19 protein-coding genes and 1 other RNA gene are annotated in these 22,750 nt (G+C 69.4%); 11 read left to right on the plus strand and 9 right to left on the minus strand.

The annotated features are described in order from the left end of the window. Window positions 1–51: 51 nt before the first annotated feature. Complete coding sequence (locus tag ELQ92_RS10680) at window positions 52–975, minus strand: proteasome assembly chaperone family protein (protein WP_128498937.1); 924 nt, start codon at window positions 973–975, stop codon at window positions 52–54. A 135-nt stretch (window positions 976–1,110) separates the two neighbouring features. Between ELQ92_RS10680 and ELQ92_RS10685 the strand changes: the two genes are divergently transcribed. The 3 genes from ELQ92_RS10685 (at window position 1,111) to sucB (ending at window position 5,630) form a co-directional block, all read left to right on the plus strand. Further along, window positions 1,111–2,601, plus strand: a complete 1,491-nt coding sequence (locus tag ELQ92_RS10685) for a leucyl aminopeptidase (RefSeq protein WP_128498938.1) — start codon at window positions 1,111–1,113, stop codon at window positions 2,599–2,601. Between the two features lie 108 nt (window positions 2,602–2,709). Next, window positions 2,710–4,083: a dihydrolipoyl dehydrogenase gene (gene lpdA, locus ELQ92_RS10690; RefSeq protein ID WP_128498939.1), complete on the plus strand. Its 1,374-nt coding sequence runs from the start codon at window positions 2,710–2,712 to the stop codon at window positions 4,081–4,083. 68 nt (window positions 4,084–4,151) lie between these two features. Then, entirely contained in the window at window positions 4,152–5,630 is a 1,479-nt protein-coding gene (gene sucB, locus ELQ92_RS10695) for a 2-oxoglutarate dehydrogenase, E2 component, dihydrolipoamide succinyltransferase (protein ID WP_128498940.1), read from the plus strand. On the opposite strand, the gene ELQ92_RS10700 is transcribed toward sucB, so the two are convergent. Then, complete coding sequence (locus ELQ92_RS10700) at window positions 5,627–7,207, minus strand: hypothetical protein (protein WP_128498941.1); 1,581 nt, start codon at window positions 7,205–7,207, stop codon at window positions 5,627–5,629. The genes sucB and ELQ92_RS10700 overlap by 4 nt on opposite strands. Window positions 7,208–7,346: 139 nt before the next feature. On the opposite strand from ELQ92_RS10700, the gene ELQ92_RS10705 reads away from it, so the two are divergent. Continuing rightward, complete coding sequence (locus tag ELQ92_RS10705) at window positions 7,347–8,054, plus strand: DUF4191 domain-containing protein (RefSeq protein ID WP_128498942.1); 708 nt, start codon at window positions 7,347–7,349, stop codon at window positions 8,052–8,054. 112 nt (window positions 8,055–8,166) lie between these two features. On the opposite strand, the gene ELQ92_RS10710 is transcribed toward ELQ92_RS10705, so the two are convergent. Further along, on the minus strand, window positions 8,167–8,601 hold the full coding sequence (locus ELQ92_RS10710) for an RDD family protein (protein WP_128498943.1): 435 nt from the start codon (window positions 8,599–8,601) through the stop codon (window positions 8,167–8,169). A gap of 137 nt (window positions 8,602–8,738) precedes the next feature. Between ELQ92_RS10710 and glnA the strand changes: the two genes are divergently transcribed. Then, entirely contained in the window at window positions 8,739–10,163 is a 1,425-nt protein-coding gene (gene glnA, locus ELQ92_RS10715; protein WP_128498944.1) for a type I glutamate--ammonia ligase, read from the plus strand. Between the two features lie 270 nt (window positions 10,164–10,433). Then, complete coding sequence (locus ELQ92_RS10720) at window positions 10,434–11,537, plus strand: acyltransferase family protein (protein ID WP_166426769.1); 1,104 nt, start codon at window positions 10,434–10,436, stop codon at window positions 11,535–11,537. On the opposite strand, the gene ELQ92_RS10725 is transcribed toward ELQ92_RS10720, so the two are convergent. The 3 genes from ELQ92_RS10725 to ELQ92_RS10735 all read right to left on the minus strand — a co-directional run bounded on the left by ELQ92_RS10725 (window position 11,513) and on the right by ELQ92_RS10735 (window position 16,152). Next, complete coding sequence (locus tag ELQ92_RS10725) at window positions 11,513–14,506, minus strand: bifunctional [glutamine synthetase] adenylyltransferase/[glutamine synthetase]-adenylyl-L-tyrosine phosphorylase (protein WP_128498946.1); 2,994 nt, start codon at window positions 14,504–14,506, stop codon at window positions 11,513–11,515. The genes ELQ92_RS10720 and ELQ92_RS10725 overlap by 25 nt on opposite strands. A gap of 3 nt (window positions 14,507–14,509) precedes the next feature. Beyond that, window positions 14,510–15,865 (minus strand): glutamine synthetase family protein, encoded by a 1,356-nt coding sequence (locus ELQ92_RS10730; protein ID WP_128498947.1) that lies wholly within the window; start codon window positions 15,863–15,865, stop codon window positions 14,510–14,512. Between the two features lie 98 nt (window positions 15,866–15,963). Continuing rightward, window positions 15,964–16,152: an SPOR domain-containing protein gene (locus ELQ92_RS10735; RefSeq protein WP_128498948.1), complete on the minus strand. Its 189-nt coding sequence runs from the start codon at window positions 16,150–16,152 to the stop codon at window positions 15,964–15,966. 75 nt (window positions 16,153–16,227) lie between these two features. Here ELQ92_RS10735 and ppgK point away from each other — a divergent pair, with 75 nt between their 5' ends. Next, the gene (gene ppgK, locus ELQ92_RS10740) at window positions 16,228–17,028 is read left to right on the plus strand and encodes a polyphosphate--glucose phosphotransferase (RefSeq protein WP_128498949.1); all 801 of its coding nucleotides are present in this window, start codon (window positions 16,228–16,230) and stop codon (window positions 17,026–17,028) included. Window positions 17,029–17,079: 51 nt separating this feature from the next. Here the strand turns inward: ppgK and rnpB are convergent. From rnpB to ELQ92_RS10755, 3 genes are all read right to left on the minus strand, one after another. Next, window positions 17,080–17,456, minus strand: an RNA gene (rnpB, locus tag ELQ92_RS10745) — RNase P RNA component class A. A 57-nt stretch (window positions 17,457–17,513) separates the two neighbouring features. After that, window positions 17,514–18,248 (minus strand): zinc ribbon domain-containing protein, encoded by a 735-nt coding sequence (locus ELQ92_RS10750; RefSeq protein ID WP_128498950.1) that lies wholly within the window; start codon window positions 18,246–18,248, stop codon window positions 17,514–17,516. Window positions 18,249–18,278: 30 nt separating this feature from the next. Further along, complete coding sequence (locus ELQ92_RS10755; protein WP_128498951.1) at window positions 18,279–19,097, minus strand: Nif3-like dinuclear metal center hexameric protein; 819 nt, start codon at window positions 19,095–19,097, stop codon at window positions 18,279–18,281. 80 nt (window positions 19,098–19,177) lie between these two features. Here ELQ92_RS10755 and ELQ92_RS10760 point away from each other — a divergent pair, with 80 nt between their 5' ends. From ELQ92_RS10760 to ELQ92_RS10775, 4 genes are all read left to right on the plus strand, one after another. Beyond that, window positions 19,178–19,990 carry a thymidylate synthase gene (locus tag ELQ92_RS10760; protein WP_128498952.1) on the plus strand — a complete coding sequence of 271 codons (813 nt, stop codon included), beginning with the start codon at window positions 19,178–19,180 and terminating at the stop codon, window positions 19,988–19,990. Then, window positions 19,990–20,493, plus strand: a complete 504-nt coding sequence (locus tag ELQ92_RS10765; RefSeq protein ID WP_128499127.1) for a dihydrofolate reductase — start codon at window positions 19,990–19,992, stop codon at window positions 20,491–20,493. The genes ELQ92_RS10760 and ELQ92_RS10765 overlap by 1 nt, the downstream gene beginning before the upstream one ends. A gap of 90 nt (window positions 20,494–20,583) precedes the next feature. Continuing rightward, entirely contained in the window at window positions 20,584–21,321 is a 738-nt protein-coding gene (locus ELQ92_RS10770; RefSeq protein ID WP_128498953.1) for an MBL fold metallo-hydrolase, read from the plus strand. Between the two features lie 64 nt (window positions 21,322–21,385). Then, window positions 21,386–22,717: an MFS transporter gene (locus ELQ92_RS10775; RefSeq protein ID WP_208004313.1), complete on the plus strand. Its 1,332-nt coding sequence runs from the start codon at window positions 21,386–21,388 to the stop codon at window positions 22,715–22,717. Window positions 22,718–22,750 lie beyond the last annotated feature (33 nt).

Here is a 22,750-nt window from a genome sequence, read left to right on the forward strand (position 1 = left end):
TACCGCCGGTGGTCGGGTCCGATTCAGTCGGCCGCCCCCGGGGCGTCAGGCCTAACCGGGGAAGTCGTCGTCGCCGGAGCGCTGTCCCGCGAGGAAGCGCTCGAGCTCGTCGGCGATCGCATCGGCGCTCGGCAGCTCGCCGTCCTCGTCCGTGAGCGGCGAGCGGACGGACGTCCCCTCCATGTAGGCGTCGTAGCGCTGCTCGAGGGTCGTGACGAGGCGTCCGAGCTCCTCGTTGCCGGCGACCTGCTCGTCGATGCGCGACACGAACTCGCGCCCCGCTCCGCGCAGCTCGTCGCTCGGAAGGATCAGTCCTGTCGCTGCCGCGATGTTGTCGAGCGCAGCCACCGCGGCGTCGGGATACTCCGTGTCGGCGAGGTAGTGCGGTATCAGGAGGGCGAAGCCCGCGACGTCGGCGCCGTGCTCCGCGAGCCGGAGCTCGAGGACATGCAGGACGTTCGCGGCGATCTGCGTGCGCGGACGCCACACCGAGAGCGCCTCGACGAGCTCCGAACGCGTTCCACTCACCGTGACGCCGATGGATCGCGTGTGCGGCACGGGCATCGGGATCGCGTGGACCCACGTGACGGTCGAGGCCGCGAACCGGTCGACAAGATCGATGACGGCCTGGATGAAGCCCTCCCACGCGAAGTCGGGCTCGTACCCCGAGAGCAGGAGGAACGGCTGGTGCATGTCGTCCTCGGCGAGCGAGAGCTCGAGCCGAGGCGGATCGTAGGACGTGAGGCGATCCTCCTCGAAGGTGACGACGGGGCGGCGGGCGCGGTAATCGAGGAGCGCGTCGTTGTCGAACCGCGCGATCGGCCGGTGCGAGATCGACTCGAGGAGGTGCTCGGTCACTTGCGAGACCGCCGCTCCCGCGTCGGCGAAACCGGTCAGCCCGACGACGAGCGGGAGCCCTCCGGGCACCTCGTGGGCCTCGGGCGTCAACTCGTACAGTGCATCGGAACTGGGCATGGATTCATGCTAATCGCGCGGGCCGGGCCGAGGGCCGGTCCGGGTGCGCTCACGGCGAACAGCACGCCTTCCCCGCCGGACGGCGAACGGACGACCATCACGGGCGGGTCGACGCGGCCGATTAGCATGGCCACCATGGCGATCCCCTCCCTCCTGCTCTCGACCGACTCCCGCTCCGACATCGAGGCCGACGTGCTCATCGTCCTCTCCACGAAGACTCCGGACGGCGTCCGGCTCCTCGGCTCCGATCCCGACGGTGCTCTTCTGACGTCGCTCACGGCGGTCGGCGCGACCGGGGCGAGCGACGAGTTCGTCCGCTTGCCGTCCTCGCTCCCGACGCTCGGATCGCTCGCCGTCGTGGGGACGGGCTCGGAGCCCGATGCCGACGCCGTGCGGGGCGCCGTGGGAGCGGCCGTGCGCCGCTTGAGCGGCACGGTCAGCGTCGCCGTGGACGCCTCAGAACTCGACGACGGCGTCGTCGCGGCGGCGGCCGAGGGCGCCGTCTTCGGTTCCTACTCGTTCTCGCGCTATCGCAGCACACCGTCGGACGACGTGAAGGCGCCGGTATCCGCCGTCACGGTGCTCGTACCGGGGAGCCTCACTGAGGCGGATCGGGTCCGTGTGACCCGACGCGCGACCTCCACGGCCAGCGCGATGTCGACCGTCAAGGATCTCGTGAACACCCCCGCCTCGGATCTGTTCCCCGAGTCGTTCGCGCAACACGCCATCGAGCTCCTCGCGGGCACCGGCGTCGACGTCACGGTGTGGGACGAAGAGGACCTCGCCCGCGACGGGTTCGGGGGCATCCTCGGGGTGGGCATGGGCTCGTCGCGGGGGCCGCGGCTCGTCCGCATCGACTACGCCCCCGCCGCCGCCGAGCGGCACATCGCCGTGGTCGGCAAGGGGATCACGTTCGACACCGGAGGGCTCTCCTTGAAGCCGGCCGGATCGATGGTCGGTATGAAGTACGACATGACGGGCGCCGCGACGGTGCTCGCGGTCGTGGCCGCCGCCGCCGAACTCGAGCTGCCCGTGAGGATCACGGGCTGGTTGTGCCTCGCCGAGAACATGCCGTCCGGCACCGCGATGCGGCCCGAGGACGTCATCACGATCCGCGGCGGCCGCACGGTCGAGGTCCTCAACACGGATGCCGAGGGACGGCTCGTCATGGCGGACGGTCTCGTCGCCGCGAGCGAGGAGCACCCCGACGTCCTGCTCGACATCGCGACGCTCACGGGCGCCGCATCGATCGCCCTCGGGTCTCGCTACTCGGGGGTGATGGGCGATCCCGAGCTGTCCCGGACGGTCGTGGAACTCGGGGAGGGCGTCGGCGAGAAGCTGTGGCACATGCCCTTGCCGTCGGAGCTGCGCGCGCTCCTCACCTCGAGCGTCGCCGACATCGCGAACGCCAAGATCGGCAACCGGAACGGCGGCATGCTCCTCGCCGGTGTCTTCCTGCGGGAGTTCGTCGGCACGGTCGACGGCAGCCCGATCCCGTGGGCTCACATCGACATCGCGGCGACCGCGAACAACGAGGGCTCCCCCTACGGCTTCACGGGCTCCGGACCGACCGGCGTCGGGGTCCGCACCCTCCTCGCTCTCGCGGAGAGCATGTCGCACGCGTAGTAGGGTTCAAGGGGCGGAAACGCCGCCGACGCGACGAGACGTCGGCGCCGCGAGCGCCAGCGGGAGACCTCCGCATCCCACCATCGACACGGATTAGGGAGAAGCTCAGTGTCAGAGCAGAATTTCGACGTCGTCGTGCTCGGGGGCGGAAGCGGAGGTTACGCCGCCGCGCTCCGCGCGAGCGAGCTCGGTCTCTCCGTCGGCCTCATCGAGAAGGACAAGGTCGGCGGCACCTGCCTGCACCGGGGCTGCATCCCCACGAAGGCCCTGCTCCACGCCGCCGAGGTCGCGGACGTGGCGCGGGACTCCTCGAAGTTCGGCGTCACGACGTCGTTCGAGGGCATCGACATGGCCGGGGTCACGGCGTACCGCGAGGGCATCGTCGCGAAGAAGTACAAGGGGCTCCAGGGTCTCATCAAGACTCGCGGCATCACGACGATCGAGGGCGAGGGTCGCCTCACATCGCCGACGACCGTTCAGGTCGGCGACCGAACCATCACCGGGAAGAACGTCATCCTCGCGACGGGCTCCTACAGCCGATCGCTTCCGGGCCTCGACATCGGCGGTCGTGTCATGACGAGCGAGCACGCCCTCCAACTCGACCACGTGCCGCAGCGCGTCGCCGTCCTCGGCGGCGGGGTCATCGGCGTGGAGTTCGCGAGCGTCTGGAAGAGCTTCGGCGCCGACGTCACGATCATCGAGGCGCTCCCCCACCTCGTCCCCGCCGAGGACGAGGCGATCAGCAAGCTGCTCGAGCGTGCCTTCCGTCGGCGCGGCATCTCCTTCTCGCTCGGCATCCGGTTCGCCGGCGCGACGCAAGACGACCAGGGCGTGCACGTCTCCCTCGAGAACGGCACGACGATCGACGCCGACATCCTCCTCGTCGCCGTGGGTCGAGGGCCCTCCACCTCCGGTCTGGGTTACGAGGAGGTCGGTGTCGCCCTCGATCGCGGCTTCGTCACGACCAACGATCGGCTCGAGACCTCGGTCCCGGGCGTGTACGCGGTCGGCGACATCGTCCCCGGGCTACAGCTGGCGCACCGCGGCTTCCAGCAAGGGATTTTCGTCGCGGAGGAGATCGCGGGATTGAAGCCCGTCATCGTCCCGGACGTGAACGTCCCGAAGGTCACCTACAGCGACCCCGAGATCGCATCCGTCGGCCTGTCCGAGGCGAAAGCCAAGGAGCAGCACGGCGAGGACAAGGTCGTCGCGTACGACTACAACCTCGCCGGGAACGGCAAGAGCGAGATCATCGACACGAGCGGCATCATCAAGGTCGTGCGTGTCGCGGACGGTCCCATCGTGGGCGTCCACATGATCGGGGCGCGCGTCGGCGAGTTGATCGCCGAGGGACAGCTCGCCGTCAACTGGGAAGCGTACCCGGAGGACGTCGCGCCACTCATCCACGCGCACCCCACTCAGAGCGAGGCTCTCGGCGAAGCGTTCCTCGCTCTCGCCGGGAAGCCGTTGCACGCCCTCTGATTCACGACGACCGGCGATCCGGTCGATAGAGTTGTCATACGAAGTACGGTTTTGAAGGAGACAAGGTCATGAGCGAATCCGTCAGCCTCCCGGCGCTCGGCGAGAGCGTCACAGAGGGCACGGTCACCCGCTGGCTCAAGAACGTGGGCGACAGGGTGGAGGTGGACGAGCCGCTCCTCGAGGTTTCGACGGACAAGGTCGACACCGAGATCCCCTCCCCCGTCGCCGGGGTCATCGAGAAGATCCTCGTCCAAGAGGACGAGACCGTCGAGGTCGGCACCGATCTCGTCATGATCGGCGACGGCTCGGGAGCCGACGACGGCGCGGCTGAGCCGACCGCCGAAGAGGCCCCGGCCGCCGAGGAGGCTCCCGCCGAGTCCGCTCCCGAGGAGACTCCTGCTCCTGCGGACGAGACGCCGGACCAGACCTCCCGTGAGCAGGAGAATGAGGCTCCGGCTTCGGCCGACGCCGAGCCGCAGAGCGAGGCCGAGGAGATCGCCCAGGAGGCCGTGTCCGAGGACACTGACGCTCCGGAATCCGCTCCCGCTGCGACCCCCGCCCCGGCGCCGTCCGCGGCTCCCGCTCCCGCTCCCGCGGCGGTTCCGGCCGCTGCAGCCGCTGAGGCTCCCGCCTCGTCCGGCGGCGCGGGTTACGTGACGCCGCTCGTCCGCCGCCTGGCCAACGACAAGGGCGTCGACCTCGCATCGCTGACGGGCACCGGCGTGGGGGGACGCATCCGCAAGGAAGACGTCCTCGCCGCCGCCGAGTCCGCCTCCTCGTCCGCTCCGGCCTCCGGCGCCTCCGCGGCCGCTCCGGTCGTCGAGGTCTCGCCGCTCCGCGGCACGACCCAGCCGATGTCGCGCCTCCGCAAGGTCGTCGCGGAGCGCGCCGTCGCCTCGCTGCAGGCAACGGCGCAGCTCACGACGGTCGTCGAGGTGGACGTCACGAAGGTCGCTGCGTTCCGCCAGAAGGTCAAGGACCGCTTCCTCGAGAAGACGGGCGTCAAGCTTTCGTTCCTCCCCTTCTTCGCCCTCGCCGCCGCCGAGGCCCTCCGCACGTACCCGATCATCAACGCCGTCGTCGACGGCGATCAGATCGTCTACCCGGATCACGAGAACATCAGCATCGCGGTGGACACGGAGCGCGGCCTGCTGACCCCCGTGGTCCGGAACGCGGCGGATCTCGACCTCGCCGGTTTCGCCGCGCAGATCGCGGACCTCGCGGCCCGTACGCGCGACAACAAGCTGAAGCCCGACGAGCTCGCCGGGGGCACCTTCACGCTCACGAACACGGGATCGCGTGGCGCCCTGTTCGACACGCCCCTCGTGTTCCAGCCGCAGAGCGCCATCCTCGGCACCGGCATCGTGTCGAAGAAGCCCCTCGTGGTCTCGACCGACGGCGGTGATGCGATCGCGATCCGCTCCGTCGTGTACCTGGCCCTGTCGTACGATCACCGCATCGTGGACGGCGCCGACGCCGCGCGCTTCCTCGTCGCGGTGAAGAACCGCCTCGAGGGTGGCGCGTTCGAGGGGTCCCTCGGCATCTAGGCGTCGAACGCGTCTCGAAGTCGCCAACCGGCCTCCGTCCTGATCATCAGGACGGAGGCCGGCCGCGTTCCATCGATCGGCGTGATGAGTACGACCCGGGCGTCACCGTAATCGTCGCGCGCTCGGAGCTCCACCGCTTCGACCGGGAGTGCGAGCGCGTCGGGCAGCGAGCCGAGAGGGTCCTCGGATGCGGCGAGTTCGCCGGACAACGCTGTTCCCGATTCGATGACGGACGCCCAGCAATCGTCCGCCGCGGAGACGGCACACGCAGCGATACCGTCGACGACGGCACGGGCACCGGCCACGACGTCCTCCGAGGACGCGTCGCCGGCGCCGCTCGGCGTCTCGTCGCTCGGCGTGTCATCGCTCGACGTGTCATCGCTCGACGTGTCATCGCTCGACGTGTCGGCGCGGGGCGGGTGGGCGCCGACGGTGGCGGAGGTCGCAGCGGCCGGCGACCCTGTCACGTCGACCGAGCGGGACTCATGCCCTCTCGGCACCAGAATGAGCGCGAGGACCGTGCCGACCACGATCACCAGGCCCACGACGAGCGGACCGCGGCGGCGTGGGGCAGCGGAACCGAGGCCGAACCAGACCCTGATCGCCCCGAGGCGGTCGCGAGCCGCCGCAGCCAGCCGCACGACGGTGACGACGACGCCCTGACCGGGCTCGTCGACGCGAGCACGCCGTCGTCGCTCCTCGCGCACCACGGGGGGCGACGGCCGTTCACCGCTGCGGACGTCGTGGTCGTGCGCCGACGAGAGCACGAGCGGACTCGGCTCGGCGATCTCGAACAATCGCACCTCGGCCGTTGCTCGAAACGCCGAGGAGAAGGGCGCTCCGGCCCCCGATCGGATCGCCTCGGCCACCTCGTCGACCCGCCGCCGGCGGCTCGGGTCGCGCACGGCGGGCGCGAGATCGGCGAGGACGTCGGCGATACGCCGGATGTCGTCAGCCGCCGAGCGTTCCCGGTCTCGGCCGGCGCCGACGAGCTCGACCGCACGCTCGACGCCGAGAAGGAGTGGTCGACCACCTGCACCGATCGCGATGCTCGCGACTGAGAGATCGCCGTGCGCGAATCCGCGGTCATGGAGCGACAGCACCGCCGACAGGATAGGGACGACGAGGGTCACCACCTCGCCCGCGGTGATCTCGGTGCCGGCGGCGAGGAGGGATGCGACCGACTCTCCGCAGAACTCCAGCACGACGACGGGCCCGTCCGACTCGTCGTCCGCAACGTCGATGATCCGCGGAATGGCCGGACCCGCCAGCATGTCCAACATCTCGATGAGCCGCATCGCGTTCTCGTCCGCGACGTGCTCATCGAATGTCACGAGGGACACGGCCGTCGGGGCGGCCTCCCGGTCGCTTCCGGGCGCACCTTCCCCGGTCGGGCCGCTCTCGCTCGGTGAGCCAGCACTCCGCCCCGTGCGGACGCGGCCGCCGTGGCGGTCGGCGGCGCGGCGGATCGTGCGGTATCCGGCGACGAGGCCGTCGCCTCGTGGCTGCGTCGCGGAGCCCGACGCCGCTCGGCGGACCGGGGCGACGTGCGGCGGCGGCGAGGTGCGCGTACTCATCCCGCCAGTGTGGTCGCGCGCCCCGTCGAGACATGTGCCCCGGACGCCGCCGGTGGATCGATCGGTCCTCCACAGGCGGCTCCTCCCGCGGACGATCATCCGCGCCGGATCGCCTCCCGCGGAGGGTATTCTTGGTGGCATGGCACGCAAGGAACGCGCAGCGAAGGCGCCGAAGGAACCCGGTCGCATCCGGCAGATGGTCCAGGTCTTCCACATGACACGCCGGTACGACCCCTCGGTCGTATGGTGGATGATCCTCGGATTCGTCGGGTCCGTGGCGGTCTTCGTGCTCGCCGCCATCTTCTTCTCCGGCGGCAGCATCGTCGGGATCGTGCTGTGGAGCGTGGCCGGTCTCCTCGCCGGAGTGCTCGTCACGATGATCATCCTCGGGCGTCGTGCCGAGCGAGCGGCGTACGGCCAGATCGCCGGTCAACCGGGTGCCGTCGGCGCCGTGTTCAAGGGATCGCTCCCCCGCGGCTGGGCCGGCAGCGAGATGCCCGTCGCCGTCAACGGCAAAACGCAGGACGCGGTCTACCGAGCGATCGGCCGTGGCGGTATCGCTCTCGTGGGCGAAGGACCGCAGTCGCGCACGCGCCGGATGGTCGAGGACGAGAAGCGCAAGGTGTCGCGCGTCCTCCCAAACGTCCCCGTCACCATGCTCTTCGTCGGACCCGACGATTCCGCAGTGCCGCTCCACCGCGTCCCGCGAGAGCTCCGCCGGGTCAAGCCACAGCTGACGAAGCCGGAGGTGCTCGCCGTCACGAACCGGCTGAGTTCCCTCGGCACGTCGCTTCCGATCCCGAAGGGCGTCGACCCCTACAAGGTCCGCCCGCAGCGCGCCCGCTGATCGGCGTTCCGTCGCGTCGACCCCGCCCCTCTCCCCCGCCGGGACGAGGGGCGGGGTCGTACCGGAGCGCTCACGGTGCCGGTCGTCGGCCGGGGTTCATGAGCGGCCGGCGTCAGTAGCGCACGAGAGCGGTCCCGGCGATCTTGTCGTGCATCCCCCGCTGGTCGGCGTCCCAGATGAGCGCGGGGATCACCAGGACGAGAAGCAGCGTCCTGACGATCGGCCGCCACACGCCGACCCATCCCCCGCCGATCGCGATCACCCGCATCCCGAGCACGCGATGCCCGATGCTGCCCCCGATCGTCGGGATGAACAGGATCTGCAGCGCCGCGAACAGGAGAGTGAGGGCGAGCCCGTCGATGAAACCGTCGGGCGAGCGGAAGAACGCGTACGCGAGGAGGTAGGCCGGCGCCTGATCGATCACGAGCGCCGCGATGCGGCGACCGGGGCGCGCGATGCTGAGCGACCCCGTCTGCGGGAGCCCGATACGCCGTCCCGGCCAGTCGGATGCGCCGTTCGAGGCGGGATTCCGGGGTTCTGACGGCACCGTCCGATCCTATCCGCCTCCCACGTAACATGCCGGAAACATGGGTGTCATGGTCGGGAAACCCTCACTGCATACGCTTGGGCGAGGTTGCGCCATGCAGCCGGATCCGACGCAACCAACGATGGAGAGATCGTCACATGTTCAGTGATTCTTCCGAAGTTCTCAAGTTCATCAAAGAGACGGATGTCAAGTTCCTCGACATCCGCTTCACCGATCTCCCCGGTGTCCAGCAGCACTTCAACATCCCGGCCTCGACCGTCGACGAGGAGTTCTTCACCGTCGGCCAGCTGTTCGACGGCTCCTCGATCCGTGGCTTCGCCAACATCCACGAGTCGGACATGCAGCTCATCCCCGACGTGACGACCGCGTACATCGATCCGTTCCGCGTCGAGCGGACCCTCATCGTCGTCTTCGACATCTACAACCCGCGCAACGGCGAGATCTACGCGAAGGACCCGCGCCAGGTCGCCAAGAAGGCCGAGAAGTACCTCGCCTCCACCGGCATCGCCGACACCGCCTTCTTCGCTCCCGAGGCGGAATTCTACATCTTCGACGACGTGCGTTACTCCGTCACGCAGAACCAGGCCTTCTACTCGGTCGACTCGGAAGAGGGCGCCTGGAACACCGGCCGCGAGGAAGAGGGCGGGAACCTCGGCAACAAGACGCCGTACAAGGGCGGCTACTTCCCCGTGAGCCCCGTCGACAAGCAGGCCGACCTCCGCGACGACATCAGCCTCAAGCTCATCGACGCCGGCCTCATCCTCGAGCGTGCGCACCACGAGGTGGGCACCGGCGGCCAGGCGGAGATCAACTACCGCTTCGACACGATGGTCCACGCCGCCGACGACATCCTCAAGTTCAAGTACATCGTGAAGAACACGGCCGAGCAGTGGGGTAAGACGGCGACGTTCATGCCGAAGCCGCTCTTCGGCGACAACGGCTCGGGAATGCACACGCACCAGTCGCTGTGGAACGACGGCACGCCGCTCTTCTACGACGAGAACGGCTACGGCGGCCTGTCCGACGTCGCTCGCTGGTACATCGGCGGTCTGCTCAAGCACGCCCCCGCCGTCCTCGCCTTCACGAACCCGACGGTGAACTCCTACCACCGCCTCGTCCCGGGCTTCGAGGCCCCCGTGAACCTCGTCTACTCGGCCGGTAACCGCTCCGCCTCGATCCGTATCCCGATCACGGGCACGAACCCGAAGGCCAAGCGCATCGAGTTCCGCGCGCCCGACGCCTCCGGCAACCCGTACCTCGCCTTCGCCGCGCAGCTCATGGCGGGCCTCGACGGCATCAAGAACCGCATCGAGCCGCACGAGCCGGTCGACAAGGACCTCTACGAGCTCCCGCCCGAGGAGGCCAAGCTCATCCCGCAGGTGCCCGCATCCCTCGGCGAGGCCCTCGACGCTCTCGAGGCCGACCACGACTTCCTGCTCGCGGGCGGCGTGTTCACGCCCGAGCTCATCGAGACGTGGATCGACTACAAGCGCGAGAAGGAGATCAAGCCCCTCGCGCAGCGTCCGCACCCGTTCGAGTTCGAGCTCTACTACGGGGTGTAGCAGACCAGCACCGTACGAAGCCCCGGTGCCGTACCGTCTCCTCGGAGACGACACGGCACCGGGGCTTCGTCGTGTACGAACCGAGGGAATTCGGCCCGCACGAGTCACCCCGGGCGAGTCGCGCAACACCCCTACCCCGATCAGGGGGATGTGAGCAGCCCTCATGTCTTCTAGACTTCTCAGGAGGGATGCACGACGAACGGACATGAGCCGACGTCGACGGGTGAGAGGCCCGCGTCCGTGCTGGATGCCATGAGGAGGGAAGAGCCGATGACGGCGAGTGTCGAGGCGTCACCACCGAAGAAGAGATTCAAGGGACTGCAAGGGCTGCGGTTCCTTGCAGCCGTCAGCGTCGTGGCCCACCACTCGATGTTCTACGCGCACGAGCGTCTCGACGACGGTTTCCCCGTCTGGGGTATCGGTGCGGTCGAGCTCTTCTTCGCCATCAGCGGATTCGTCGCCGTGGTGTCGGCGCGCTCCGTCCGCGCCCGCTCGGACGGCTGGAAGTACTACGTCGTCCGGCGCGGAATCCGCATCCTCCCCGTGTACTGGATGGCGACGACCGTCAAGCTCCTCACGCTCGTCGCGGTGCCGGCCGCCGTGCTCCACGCCGAACTCAACTGGGGGAACGTCGGGCTGTCCTACCTGCTCCTCCCGTCCGAGAACGTCGACGGGACGGTCGCGCCGCTGCTCGGGGTCGCATGGACGCTGCTCTACGAGGCCTTCTTCACGATCGTGTTCATGCTGGCCCTCCTGATCCGAGTCAATCCGTTCTGGTTCACGGGCATCGTGCTCTCGCTCTTCGCGCTCGGCTCACTTCTCCGCCCCGATGACCACGGACCGTTCGCCGTCTACTTCGACCCGATCCTGCTCTACTTCGTCGTCGGCATGGTCATCGGCGCATTCTCGAAGTCGCGGAAGGTCCTCCACCTCCTCCTCGGTCTCGCCGCCGTGATCGGCCTGCACATCATCACCGATCTGCCCGGTGGCATCAACGGGCTGCAGCTCGTCCGCATCGTCGTGATCGCCGGTCTGCTCATCGGCGTCATGTTCGCCGAACCCTGGCTGGACAAGCACGCGCCGAACGCGCTCGTCCACCTCGGCAACGCGTCGTACTCCCTCTACCTCATCCACCCACTCGTCTCGCCCATCGTGCCCGAGGTCCTCGACGTGCTCGGCCTCGAGTTGCCGATCCTGTCGACGGTTCTCTCGGTGGTGGGAGCGCTCGCCGCGGCTCTGCTCCTCTTCCGCTTCGTCGAGCAGCCCGTGACGACCTTCCTGCAGCGGAAGCTCCGTTACGGGACCATCCCGCGGGAGACGCGGTCGGTGACCGCGTCTCCGTCAGCCGATCATCCTGTGTCGGTCGCGCCGTAGAAGAGCCGCTCGAAAACAGCCCGCGCTCGCCGGGTCACGGCGAGGTACTCCTCTTCGAGCTCGCTCGCCGAGCCCGGTGGATAGGACAGGATACGAGCGATGCCATCGAGCTGACGGCGGTCGGACGGGAGGACGTCGGTCGTCTTGTTGAGCCACAGCGTCATCGCGGAACGCACGCGTGACGCGAACACCCACGCCGCGTCGAGCGTGTGCGCGTCGTCGTCCGTGATGAGACCCTCAAGCCGGGCGACGTCGAGAGCCTCGCGCGTCGACGTGGTGCGAAGTCTCGGGATCCGCGCGGCGTGCTCGAGTTGGAGCAGTTGGACGAGCCACTCGACATCGCTCAACGAACCACGTCCGAGCTTGACGTGCCGGGCGGGATCGGCGCCCTTGGGAAGGCGCTCGCTCTCGACGCGCGCCTTGATGCGCTTGACCTCGCGGACGTCCGCCTCGCTCACATCGTCGCGGTACCTCACCGAATCGGCGAGCCGTGCGAAGTCCTCGAGGAGCGCGGCGTCACCGACGACGGGCCGTGCGCGCAGCAGGGCTTGAGCCTCCCACGTGAGCGACCACCGCTCGTAGTAAGCGCGGTACGAGTCGAGGGACCGCGTGACGGGGCCGTTTTTCCCCTCGGGCCGCAGGCCGATGTCGAGATCGAGCGGCAAGCGCGGGTCGTCGGTCAGTCGGGCGAGTTCGTGGACGATGCGGGTGGCGGCCTTCGGAACCTCGTCGGCTCGCTCTCCCGTCGCCCGATAGACGTAGATGACGTCGGTGTCGGATCCGAAGCCCAATTCGCTGCCGCCGTAACGGCCCATGCCGATGACGGCGAACTCGAAGGGCGGGTCGCTCGCGGCGGCATCCCGCAGCGCCCCCACCATACCCGCGAGGGTCGCCGTCGTGACGTCGGACAGCGCGTCGGAGATGTCGCGCAGCGAGTTGACGCCGAGCACGGACGACATCGCGAGGCGGAGGATCTCCCGCCGACGGACACGACGGATCGATGCGGCGGCGCGCTCGAGGTCCTCGTGCCGCGAGAGGATCGCGTGCATCTCCTCATCGAGCGTTGCGCGCGGCTTCGCACGCAGCTCGTCGTCATCGGCGAGCCACGCGGCCGCCTCCGGGAAACGGTCCATGAGCTCGCCGATGTATCGCGATCCCGACAGCACGCGGGTGAGACGCTCGGCCGCTCCCGACGAGTCCCGTAGCATGCGCAGGAACCAGTGCGACTCCCCCAGGGATTCGCTCACGCGACGGAACGTCAGGAGCCCGTAGTCGGGATCGGCACCCTCGGCGAACCACCGGAGCATCACGGGCAGCAGCAGGCGCTGGATGGTCGCGGAGCGCGACACCCCGGCCGTCAGCGCGGCGATGTGAGTGAACGCTCCGGCGGGGTCACGGAAGCCGATGGCGGCGAGACGCGCCGCCGCCTGCTCGGGGGTCAAAGCGAACTCGTCGTCCGGCAGGGCGGCGACGGCGCTGAGCAGCGGGCGGTAGAAGAGCCGCTCATGGAGCGAGCGCACGCTGTGCTTCGTGCGCTCCCACACCTCGACGAGTTGGGGGGCCGTGGACGCGAGACGGGACCCCCGGGCGAGCGCCCGGAGAGCGTCGTCCTCGCGCGGCATCAGGTGGGTACGGCGCAACCGGGTGAGTTGCAAGCGGTGCTCGAGGACCCGCAGCAAGCGATAGTCGGCTGAGAAGTCCGCGGCCTCGGCCCGACCGATGTATCCGCGGTCCGCGAGGGCGCCGAGGGCCGCGAGGGTTCCGCGCTGGTGAACGGCGTCGTCGGTCGAGCCGTGAACAAGCTGCAGGAGCTGGACGGTGAATTCGATGTCACGCAGCCCCCCGGGGCCGAGCTTCAACTGGTGGTGCACATCGTCGGCGGGGATGTGTTCGGTCACCCGCTCCCGCATCCGCTGGACGCTCTCCACGAAGCCCTCGCGCGACGAACTCGACCACACGCGCGGCGCGACGGCGGCGACGTACCGGTCCCCGAGCTCCCGGTCCCCCGCGAAGGAGCGGGCCTTGAGGAGCGCTTGGAACTCCCAGCTCTTCGCCCACCGGTCGTAGTAGGCGAGGTGGGACTCGAGGGTGCGGACGAGCGCGCCCGCCTTGCCCTCGGGACGGAGGTTCGCGTCGACCTCCCACAGCGGGGGCTCCATGCCGTGCTCGGCGATCCCGCGCATGGTCAGCATTGCGAGTCTCGTGGAGATGTCGACGGCGCGAGCGGACGAGACGGACTCGTGCGGCTCCGTCACGAAGATGACGTCGACGTCGCTCACGTAGTTGAGCTCGGAGGCCCCGGCCTTCCCCATGCCGATGATCGCGAAGGGTGTGGCGGCGACCTCGGCTCTCGGGAACCGGCCGGGAGCGGCGATCTCCGAAGACACCATGCTGCGTGCGACCGCGAGGGACGCGTCGAGGGCCGCCGCGGCGAGGTCGGCGAGGCACTCCGAGATCCGGGCCACGACATCGATGGGCGACCTCGATGTGAGGTCGAATGCGGCGATCGCGGTGAGCCACCGCCGGTAGCAGATACGCAGCGCCGTCCACTCCGCCTCGGTCCCCTCCCGGGAGGCGCCGTCCACGGCGCCGACGGACGCGAGTAGCGACGCACGCAGTTCCTCAGCCGATGGCACGGATGTGAGCGGCGCGTCGAACACCTCGAGGCAGTCGGGGTGGCGCTCGAGGAACTCCGCCAGCCCGGTCGAGGCACCGAGCACGGCGAGCATCGTTCGGCGCGACGACGCCGGAACGCATGCTTGCCGGACTTCGTCCGGATGGCTGCGCGCGAGCGCGAGCAGCGAGCCGAGAGCGGCATCGGGATCGGCCACGTCCGTGAAGTCGCCGACGATCTCGACGTCCCCGACGACGGCGAGCCCGTCGAGCTCATCGAGCCGTGTCCTGGCCTCCGAGAGCGACGTGAATCCCATCCGGGCGAGCCCGCTCAGGGTCGCCAGCTCACGTCTCATGGATCAGAGGATCTGGAGGTTCGTCTCGAGCTCGAACGGCGTCACCTGGGCGCGATACTGCTGCCACTCCTGACGCTTGTTGAGGAGGACGTAGTTGAACACCTGCTCGCCGAGCGTCTCGGCGACGAGCTCCGAGCGCTCCATGATGCTCGTGGCACGGTCGAGACTCGCGGGAAGGCTGTCATAGCCGAGCGCTCGCCGCTCCGTGTCGGTGAGGCTCCAGACGTCGTCCTCCGCCTCTGGCGGGAGTTCGTAGCCCTCCTCGATTCCCTTGAGACCGGCCGCGAGCATGAGCGAGAACGCGAGGTACGGGTTCGCCGCCGAATCGATCGCGCGGTACTCCACGCGCGCGGACTGCCCCTTGTTCGGCTTGTAGAGCGGAACGCGCACGAGCGCCGAGCGGTTGTTGTGACCCCAGGAGACGAAGCTCGGAGCCTCCGACACCATTCCCGAGCCGACGCCGCCCCAGAGTCGCTTGTAGGAGTTCACGAACTGGTTGGTCACGGCCGTGATCTCGGGAGCGTGCATGAGGAGACCGGCGATGAACTGGCGTCCGGTCTTCGAGAGCTGGTACTGCGCGCCGGCCTCGTAGAAGGCGTTGGAGTCGCCCTCGAAGAGCGACATGTGCGTGTGCATCCCGCTTCCCGGCTGCTGCGCGAGGGGCTTCGGCATGAACGTCGCATGCACGCCCTGTTCGATCGCGACCTCTTTGATGACCGTGCGGAAGGTCATGATGTTGTCGGCCGTGGTGAGGGCGTCGGCGTAGCGGAGGTCGATCTCGTTCTGTCCGGGGCCGGCCTCGTGGTGACTGAACTCGACCGAGATCCCGAGGTCCTCGAGCATTCGCACGGATCGGCGACGGAAATCGTGCGCGGTTCCGCCGGGAACGTTGTCGAAGTACCCGGCGTTGTCGACCGGGACGGGTCCGTCCGGGCCGTACTGCGCCGACTTCAGGAGGTAGAACTCGATCTCCGGGTGCGTGTAGAACGTGAAGCCCGCCTCGGCGGCCTTGGCGAGCGTGCGCTTGAGCACGTTGCGGGGATCGGCGACCGCGGGCTGGCCGTCGGGCGTCGTGATGTCACAGAACATCCGGGCGGTGGGGTCGATCTCACCACGCCAGGGGAGGATCTGGAAGGTCGACGGGTCGGGAAGGGCCAGCAGATCCGACTCGTAGGAACGGGAGAGACCCTCGATCGCGGAACCGTCGAAGCCGAGTCCCTCGGCGAAAGCGCCCTCGACCTCTGCCGGTGCGATGGCGACCGACTTGAGCGTCCCGACGACGTCCGTGAACCACAGTCGGACGAACTTGACACCGCGCTCCTCGATCGTCCGAAGCACGAAGTCACGCTGCTTGTCCATCCACTCCTCTTTCAGTCGACCCGGTGAATCTCCGTCGGCACGGCGAACTCCAGGCTACAGTCTCAGCGCCGAGCGCGAGCGGTGAGCGGTCGGGCGCGTCACGCGTCCTCCGCCGCTTCTTCCTCGGCCCACCGCCGACTGTTCTCACGCAGCTTCTCCGGCGCCTTCGCTGCCTCCTGCTCGGTGTCGAAGGGGCCGGCCCTGTCGACGGACGGGGACAGGAAGCCGTGCTCGACCGCCCCCGTGCGCAGGTTGTACCAGTACTTCTTGTCGTCGTCGCTCGACATGGTGACTCCTCGCTCGCGTTGCCCCGATCCTATCCCCGGGCGCAGCGCCGGATCGGCTCTCGCTACGCTGGGACGATGACGAAACACACTTCCCCGGTCGCGATCGGCATCGACATCGGAGGCACCGGCATCAAGGGAGCCACCGTCGACCTCGAGAAGGGGGTCTTCCTCAGCGATCGCATCAAGATCGCGACGCCCGCGGGCGGCCTGCCGGACGACATCGTCGCGGTCGTCGCCGACATCGTCTCGCAACTGCCGTCGTCGGACGACGAATCCATCGCCCTCGGCGTCGCGTTCCCCGCCATCGTGAAGCACGGCCGCACCCTCAGCGCCGCCAACGTCTCGGACGAGTGGATCGGTCTCAAGGCCGAGAAGAAGTTCGAGAAGGCCATCGGACGCGACATCACCTTCGTCAACGACGCCGACGCGGCCGGTTTCGCCGAGGCGCGTTTCGGCGCCGCGAAGGACGTCGAGGGCGTCACGCTCGTCACGACACTCGGCACCGGCATCGGGACGGCGCTCCTGTTCGACGGCGTCCTCGTGCCGAACGCCGAACTCGGCCACCTCGAGATCGACGGCCGGGACATCGAGACGGTCGCCTCCTACGGAGCGAAGGAGCGGGACGACCTCGGCTGGGAGGAGTGGGCGGCCCTCCTCACGACGTTCTACCGGCGACTCGAGCGGCTCATCGCACCCGACCTGTTCATCGTCGGCGGCGGCGTCTCGAAGCACCACGAGCAGTTCCTGCCGCTCATCGACATCGACACCCCGATCATCGCCGCGACGCACCGCAACAAGGCGGGCATCCTCGGCGCAGCCGCGATGGCCGACCGGGGGCACGCCGCCGTGCCCGAGAGGTCGACCACGGGAGCATGACCCACGGTCGGCGCTCGAGGTGATCGGGCGCCGACGCCGCGGCGATCGAGGTGAACGGGCCAGCTGATACGCCGGGTTCTGTCGCGGCACGGATGCCGCTGACGGCCATCTCTCTCGGGGTTGCGTCACCACAACCCTCTAGCGGTCTACCCGGGGACGGGACGAGCAGCCCCATGGTCCCCTGTCTGACCTTGCTCCGGGCGAGGTTTACCGAGCCGACCGGGTCACCCCGGTCGCTGGTGGTCTCTTACACCACCGTTTCACCCTTACCCCCGGCGCGGACGCCGGTGGCGGTCTGTTCTCTGTTGCACTGTCTCGCGGGTTACCCCGGGTGGGTGTTACCCACCGCCCTGCTCTGAGGAGCCCGGACGTTCCTCGGCGGTCGACGGGCGGACCCGTGCGACCGACGCGACCGTCTTGCCGACCCGTTCACGACCTCGATCCTACCGGTCGGGCTCGCTCCGCCGTCACCGGCAGGGGTGGTGTCAGAGCCCGGACTCCTCGGTGCGGACGAGGACGGCACCGCACTCCGGGCAGAGGACGACGTCATCGGGGGCAGCGGCCCTCACAGCGGCGAAGTCGTTGCCGGTGAGGGTCATCGTGCAGGCGCCGCACGTACCGGCGCGGAAGAGCGCCGCGCCGAAGCCGCTGCGCGACCGAGACCGCTCGTAGACGGCGAGAAGAGACTCCTCGACCGTCGCGATGACGCTTGCGCGGGAAGCCCGCAGCGCCTCGAGCTCCTTCTCGAGCCCGGCACGGCTCTCGTCGCGCGCCGCCTCGAGTTCCGCGATCCGGTCACGGAGGGCGGCGTCCGAGGCCGCGGTCTCGTTATAGGCGGCCTCGGCCGCCTCGAGCCGCTCCATCACGTCGAGCTCGGCATCCTCGAGATTCTCCTTCCGACGGCGCAGGGAGACCAGTTCCGACTCCAGCGCCGTGGCGTCCTTCGCGGACGACGAGCCCGCGAGTCGCTCGGTGTCGCGCGCGATGCGGGTGTCGACGACGGCGACATCCGACTCGATGCGGGAGAGCTCCGTCCGCGCGTCCTCGACGACGCCGAGCTCGCTCGCGAGTCGACCACGGAGGGCGTCGCGCTCGGCGACGACCGCGGCGATCGCGGCGATCTCCGGGAGGTGCGAGACGCGGTGCGTGACCCGCGTGACGTTCGTATCGACGGTCTGCAGGTCGAGGAGCGAGCGCTGGGCCGCAGCTGTGGCTTTCATGGGGTTCTCACTTCAGTGGTGGGGAGGACGTCATTGCGTGACGACGAAGTCCCAGGGGTCGGTGCGGAGGTCGCTCACGCGGACATCGAGGTCGGGGAGCTCCCGTCGCAGGCTCGCGGCCGCGGCCTCGAGCCACAGCCACTCGCTCGCCCAATGCGAGGTGTCGAGCAGGACGGGTCCGGTCCCGAGAGCGGCGCGTTCACGGGCGTCGGACGCGGGGTGATGCCGGAGGTCGCTCGTGATGTAGACGTCGGCGGCGAGGACCGCCGGGTGCTCGAGGAGCGAGTCCCCGGCCCCGGCGCACAGGGCGACCTCGGCGACGGGGGTCTCGTAGGGCCCGGCGGCGCGGACTCCGCCGGCCGTCGCGGGCAGCACGTGCGCGAGCGCTCCGGCGAGAGCACCGAGGGTCGTCGGCTCGGCCAGGCGACCGATCCGCCCGATGCCGTGCCTGCCGGAGACGTCGGGCTCGAGGGGACGGACGTCCTCGAGGCCGAGAAGAGTCGCGAGTACACCCGAGGTGCCCTCGGTCACGACGTCGGCGTTCGTGTGCGCCGACACGAGGGCGCAGCCGCCGCGGACGAGCCGCGTGACGAGCGCTCCCTTGACGGTGTCGCCGGCGAGCGAGGTGACGCCGCGGAGGAGGAGCGGGTGGTGCGCGATCAGGAGGTCGCTGTCCGCGTCGAGCGCCTCGTCCACGGTGTCGCCGACGACGTCGACGGCGAGAGTGACGCGCGAGACGACGTCGTCGGGGTGGCCGCAGACGAGCCCGGTCACGTCCCACGAAGAGGCACCCGCGGCCGGCCACAGCCGTTCCGTCGCCTCGAGGACTTCCGCTAGCGCATACGACACGACCAACACCCTACGGGATGGCCCGTCGCGAGGGTGTGGCAGCGCACCGATCGGAGGCGCGGCGGCGTACGATCGGGGGGATGAACGAGACGCCGATCGCCACGCCGTACGAAGACCTCCTCCGGGACGTACTCGAGAACGGGAGCCCCAAGTCTGACCGCACCGGCACCGGGACGCGGAGCGTCTTCGGTCGTCAGATCCGGTTCGACCTCTCGGAGGGCTTCCCCCTCATCACGACGAAGCGCGTGCACTTCCGCTCGGTCGCATACGAGCTCCTGTGGTTCCTGCGAGGCGACGGCAACATCCGTTGGCTCACCGACCACGGCGTCACCATCTGGGACGAGTGGGCCGACGCCGACGGAGATCTCGGGCCCGTCTACGGCGTGCAGTGGCGCTCGTGGCCGACGCCCGATGGTCGGCACATCGACCAGCTCGCGCAGATCATCGAGACGATCCGACGAGACCCGGACTCCCGGCGGCTCGTCGTCTCGGCCTGGAACGTCGCGGACATCCCGAACATGGCGCTCGCCCCGTGTCACGCGCTGTTCCAGTTCTACGTCTCGGACGGCAAGCTCTCCTGCCAGCTCTACCAGCGCAGCGCCGACATGTTCCTCGGTGTCCCCTTCAACATCGCGAGCTACGCGCTGCTGACGCACCTCGTCGCGGCGCAGACCGGCCTCGAGGTGGGGGACTTCATCTGGACCGGCGGCGATTGCCACATCTACGACAACCACGTGGAGCAGGTCGAGGAGCAGCTCTCGCGCTCGCCCTACCCGGCTCCGCGGCTCCGCATCGCGGGCGAGCACGCCGACATCTCCGAGTACACCTTCGAGGACCTCGTCGTCGAGGACTACCAGCACCACCCCGCCATCCGCGCGGCCGTCGCCGTCTGATCGTCGTGCTCGGTCTCATCTGGGCACAGGCGCGCGGCGGCGTCATCGGGCGCGACGGGGGCATGCCGTGGCACGTGCCGGAGGACATGGCGCACTTCAAAGACGTCACGGTCGGCTCGACCGTCGTGATGGGGCGTCGGACGTGGGAGTCGTTCCCGGAACGCTTCCGGCCACTGCCTGATCGTCGCAACATCGTGCTCACCCGCGACGCCGGTTGGTCGGCCGCGGGGGCCGAGCGCGCCGCTTCCCTCGACGCCGCCCTCGCGCTCGTCGGGATGAGCGACGTCTGGATCATCGGCGGCGGCACGCTCTACGCCGAAGCGATCGACCGCGCCGACGTCATCGAACTGACGGAACTCGACATCCCCGTCGACGGCGACACCCTCGCTCCCGTGGTCGGTGGGGAGTGGGCGCCCGTCTCGATCGAGCCCGCCTCCGAGTGGTCGGTCTCGCGCACCGGCGTGCCGTACCGCTTCCTCCGCCTCGAACGAACCGGGCTCTGACACGGCCGCTGCGGCGTGGCAAGCCCTTCCCGCTCGAGCGTCCATCCGCGTTACGGTCGACCGTCACCAGCCGTTCGACGAGGGGAAGGCATGTTCCAGCGGAACGTCGCACCCGGCGTGCATCGCCTCTGCATCGCCCACACCAACATGTACATCGTGGAGCACGGCGACCGTGTGCTCCTCGTCGATGCCGGCCTGCCGTCGTTCTGGCGGCCACTGATCGACGCGCTGACGGAGATCGGTCGACGCCCGAGTGACGTCGACGGCGTCGCCCTCACCCACGCGCACTTCGACCACGTCGGGATCGCGAAGCGCATCCGCGCCGAGTGGGGCGTACCGGTGTGGGTGCACATCAACGACCTCGCGCTCGCTGCGCACCCGTACTCCTACCGCCCGGAGACGGCACGGCTGCTCTATCCGCTCCGCCATCCCGGCGGGCTGCGTCCGCTCGCCGCGATGGCTGCGGCCGGGGCCCTCGCCGTCCCCGGAGTTCGCGATGCGACCATCCTGTCGCCCGGTCTCCCGCTCCCCGGTTCCCCCGTGATCGTGCCGACACCCGGCCACACGGCCGGCCACGTCGCGCTCCACTTTCCGGACCGCGACGCCCTCCTCGTCGGCGACGCCGTCGTGACTCTCGACCCGTACACGGGTGGGACGGGTCCGCAGATCGTCGCCCGCGCCGCCACCGCGGACAGCCCGGGGGCGCTCCGTTCCCTCGACGCCCTCGTCGCCACGGGGGCCTCGATCGTGCTCCCCGGCCACGGCGAACCGTGGACCGGCGGGATCGGCCCCGCCGTCCGGGCCGCTCGTGCCCGGGGAGCCCATTGACGCCCTCCTGAGCCACTCGGCGACGGGCCGCGGCGAGCGCCCGTCCGGCACATAGACTCCTCGGGTGCCATCCGCAGTCCCTCCGACCGCCCCGTCGACACGGCGCGGGCACCTCATCGATCTCTCCCCCCTCCGCCAGAGCCCCGCATTCGCGCGACTCTGGATCGGGAGCGCGATCGCCGGAATCGGCGGCCAGATGACGATCGTCGCCGTCGGTCTCCACATCTACGCGATCACCGGATCGACGTTCGCGGTCGCGATGGTGGGGACGATCGCGCTCATCCCCATGATCATCGCGGGGCTCTACGGCGGGATGCTCGCGGACGCGTTCGACCGCCGCACCGTCGCCCTCGCGTCCGCGAGTGTCGCATGGCTCGCGACAATTGGGCTCGCCGCGGTCGCGTGGACCGACGTGGACTCACTCTGGCCCTTCTATGTCCTCACGACCCTCACGTCCGTCGCGGCGACGATCACGGGGACGGCCCGGCAGGCCATCACTCCGCGACTCGTGCCGCGCGAGCTCCTCCCCGCGGCGTCCGCCCTCGGCGGGGTGAGTATGGGCGTCATGGTGACCGTCGGCCCGGCGATCGCGGGCGTCCTCGTGGCGTCCGTGGGTTTCGGCTGGACCTACACGGCGGACGTCATCCTCTTCACGGCGGCATTCCTCGGAATCGTGACCCTTCCCCCGATCCGGCCGGAGGGCGAGACGCATCGACCGGGACTCGAGTCCGTCCGAACGGGACTGCGGTTCCTCCGCGGTGCTCCGAACGTCCGGATGTCGTTCATCGTCGACATCATCGCGATGACGTTCGGGCGTCCACACGCCCTGTTCCCGGCCGTCGGCGCCCTCGTCATCGGCGGCGGCGCCGTGACCGTGGGCGTCCTCACCGCTGCAGGTGCCGTCGGCACACTCCTGTGCAGTCTCTTCTCCGGCCGCATCGGGCTCGTGCGGCGCCACGGCGTCGCGATCGGGTGGGCCATCGGCGTCTACGGGGCGTTCGTCGCCGGGTTCGGCACCGTGCTCGCCGTGCTCGTCCTGACGGGGAGCACGCGACCGGGGACGTCGATCAAGGAGGCGGACGTCGTCGCCCTCACGATCGCGGCGATCATGCTCGCGGGCACCGGCGCCGCCGACAACGTGAGTTCGATCTTCCGCAACACGATGCTCCAGACCGCCGTGCCCGACAACATGCGCGGTCGGCTGCAGGGGATCTTCACCGTGGTCGTCACGGGTGGGCCGCGCATCGGCGACCTCTACGTCGGTACCGCAGCCCTCCTCGTGAGCGTGTGGGTGCCGCCCCTCCTCGGTGGCCTGCTCATCATCGCCCTCATCGCGCTGTGCCTCCGCCTCACACCGAGTTTCCGCACCTATGACGCGGACCATCCCACCGCGTGAGCTCTGAGGCAATCCCGTGCGCCCGCGATTCGC

Origin of the sequence: Labedella populi (assembly GCF_004078655.1) — a bacterium.
In the GTDB taxonomy this organism is placed as follows: domain Bacteria; phylum Actinomycetota; class Actinomycetes; order Actinomycetales; family Microbacteriaceae; genus Labedella; species Labedella populi.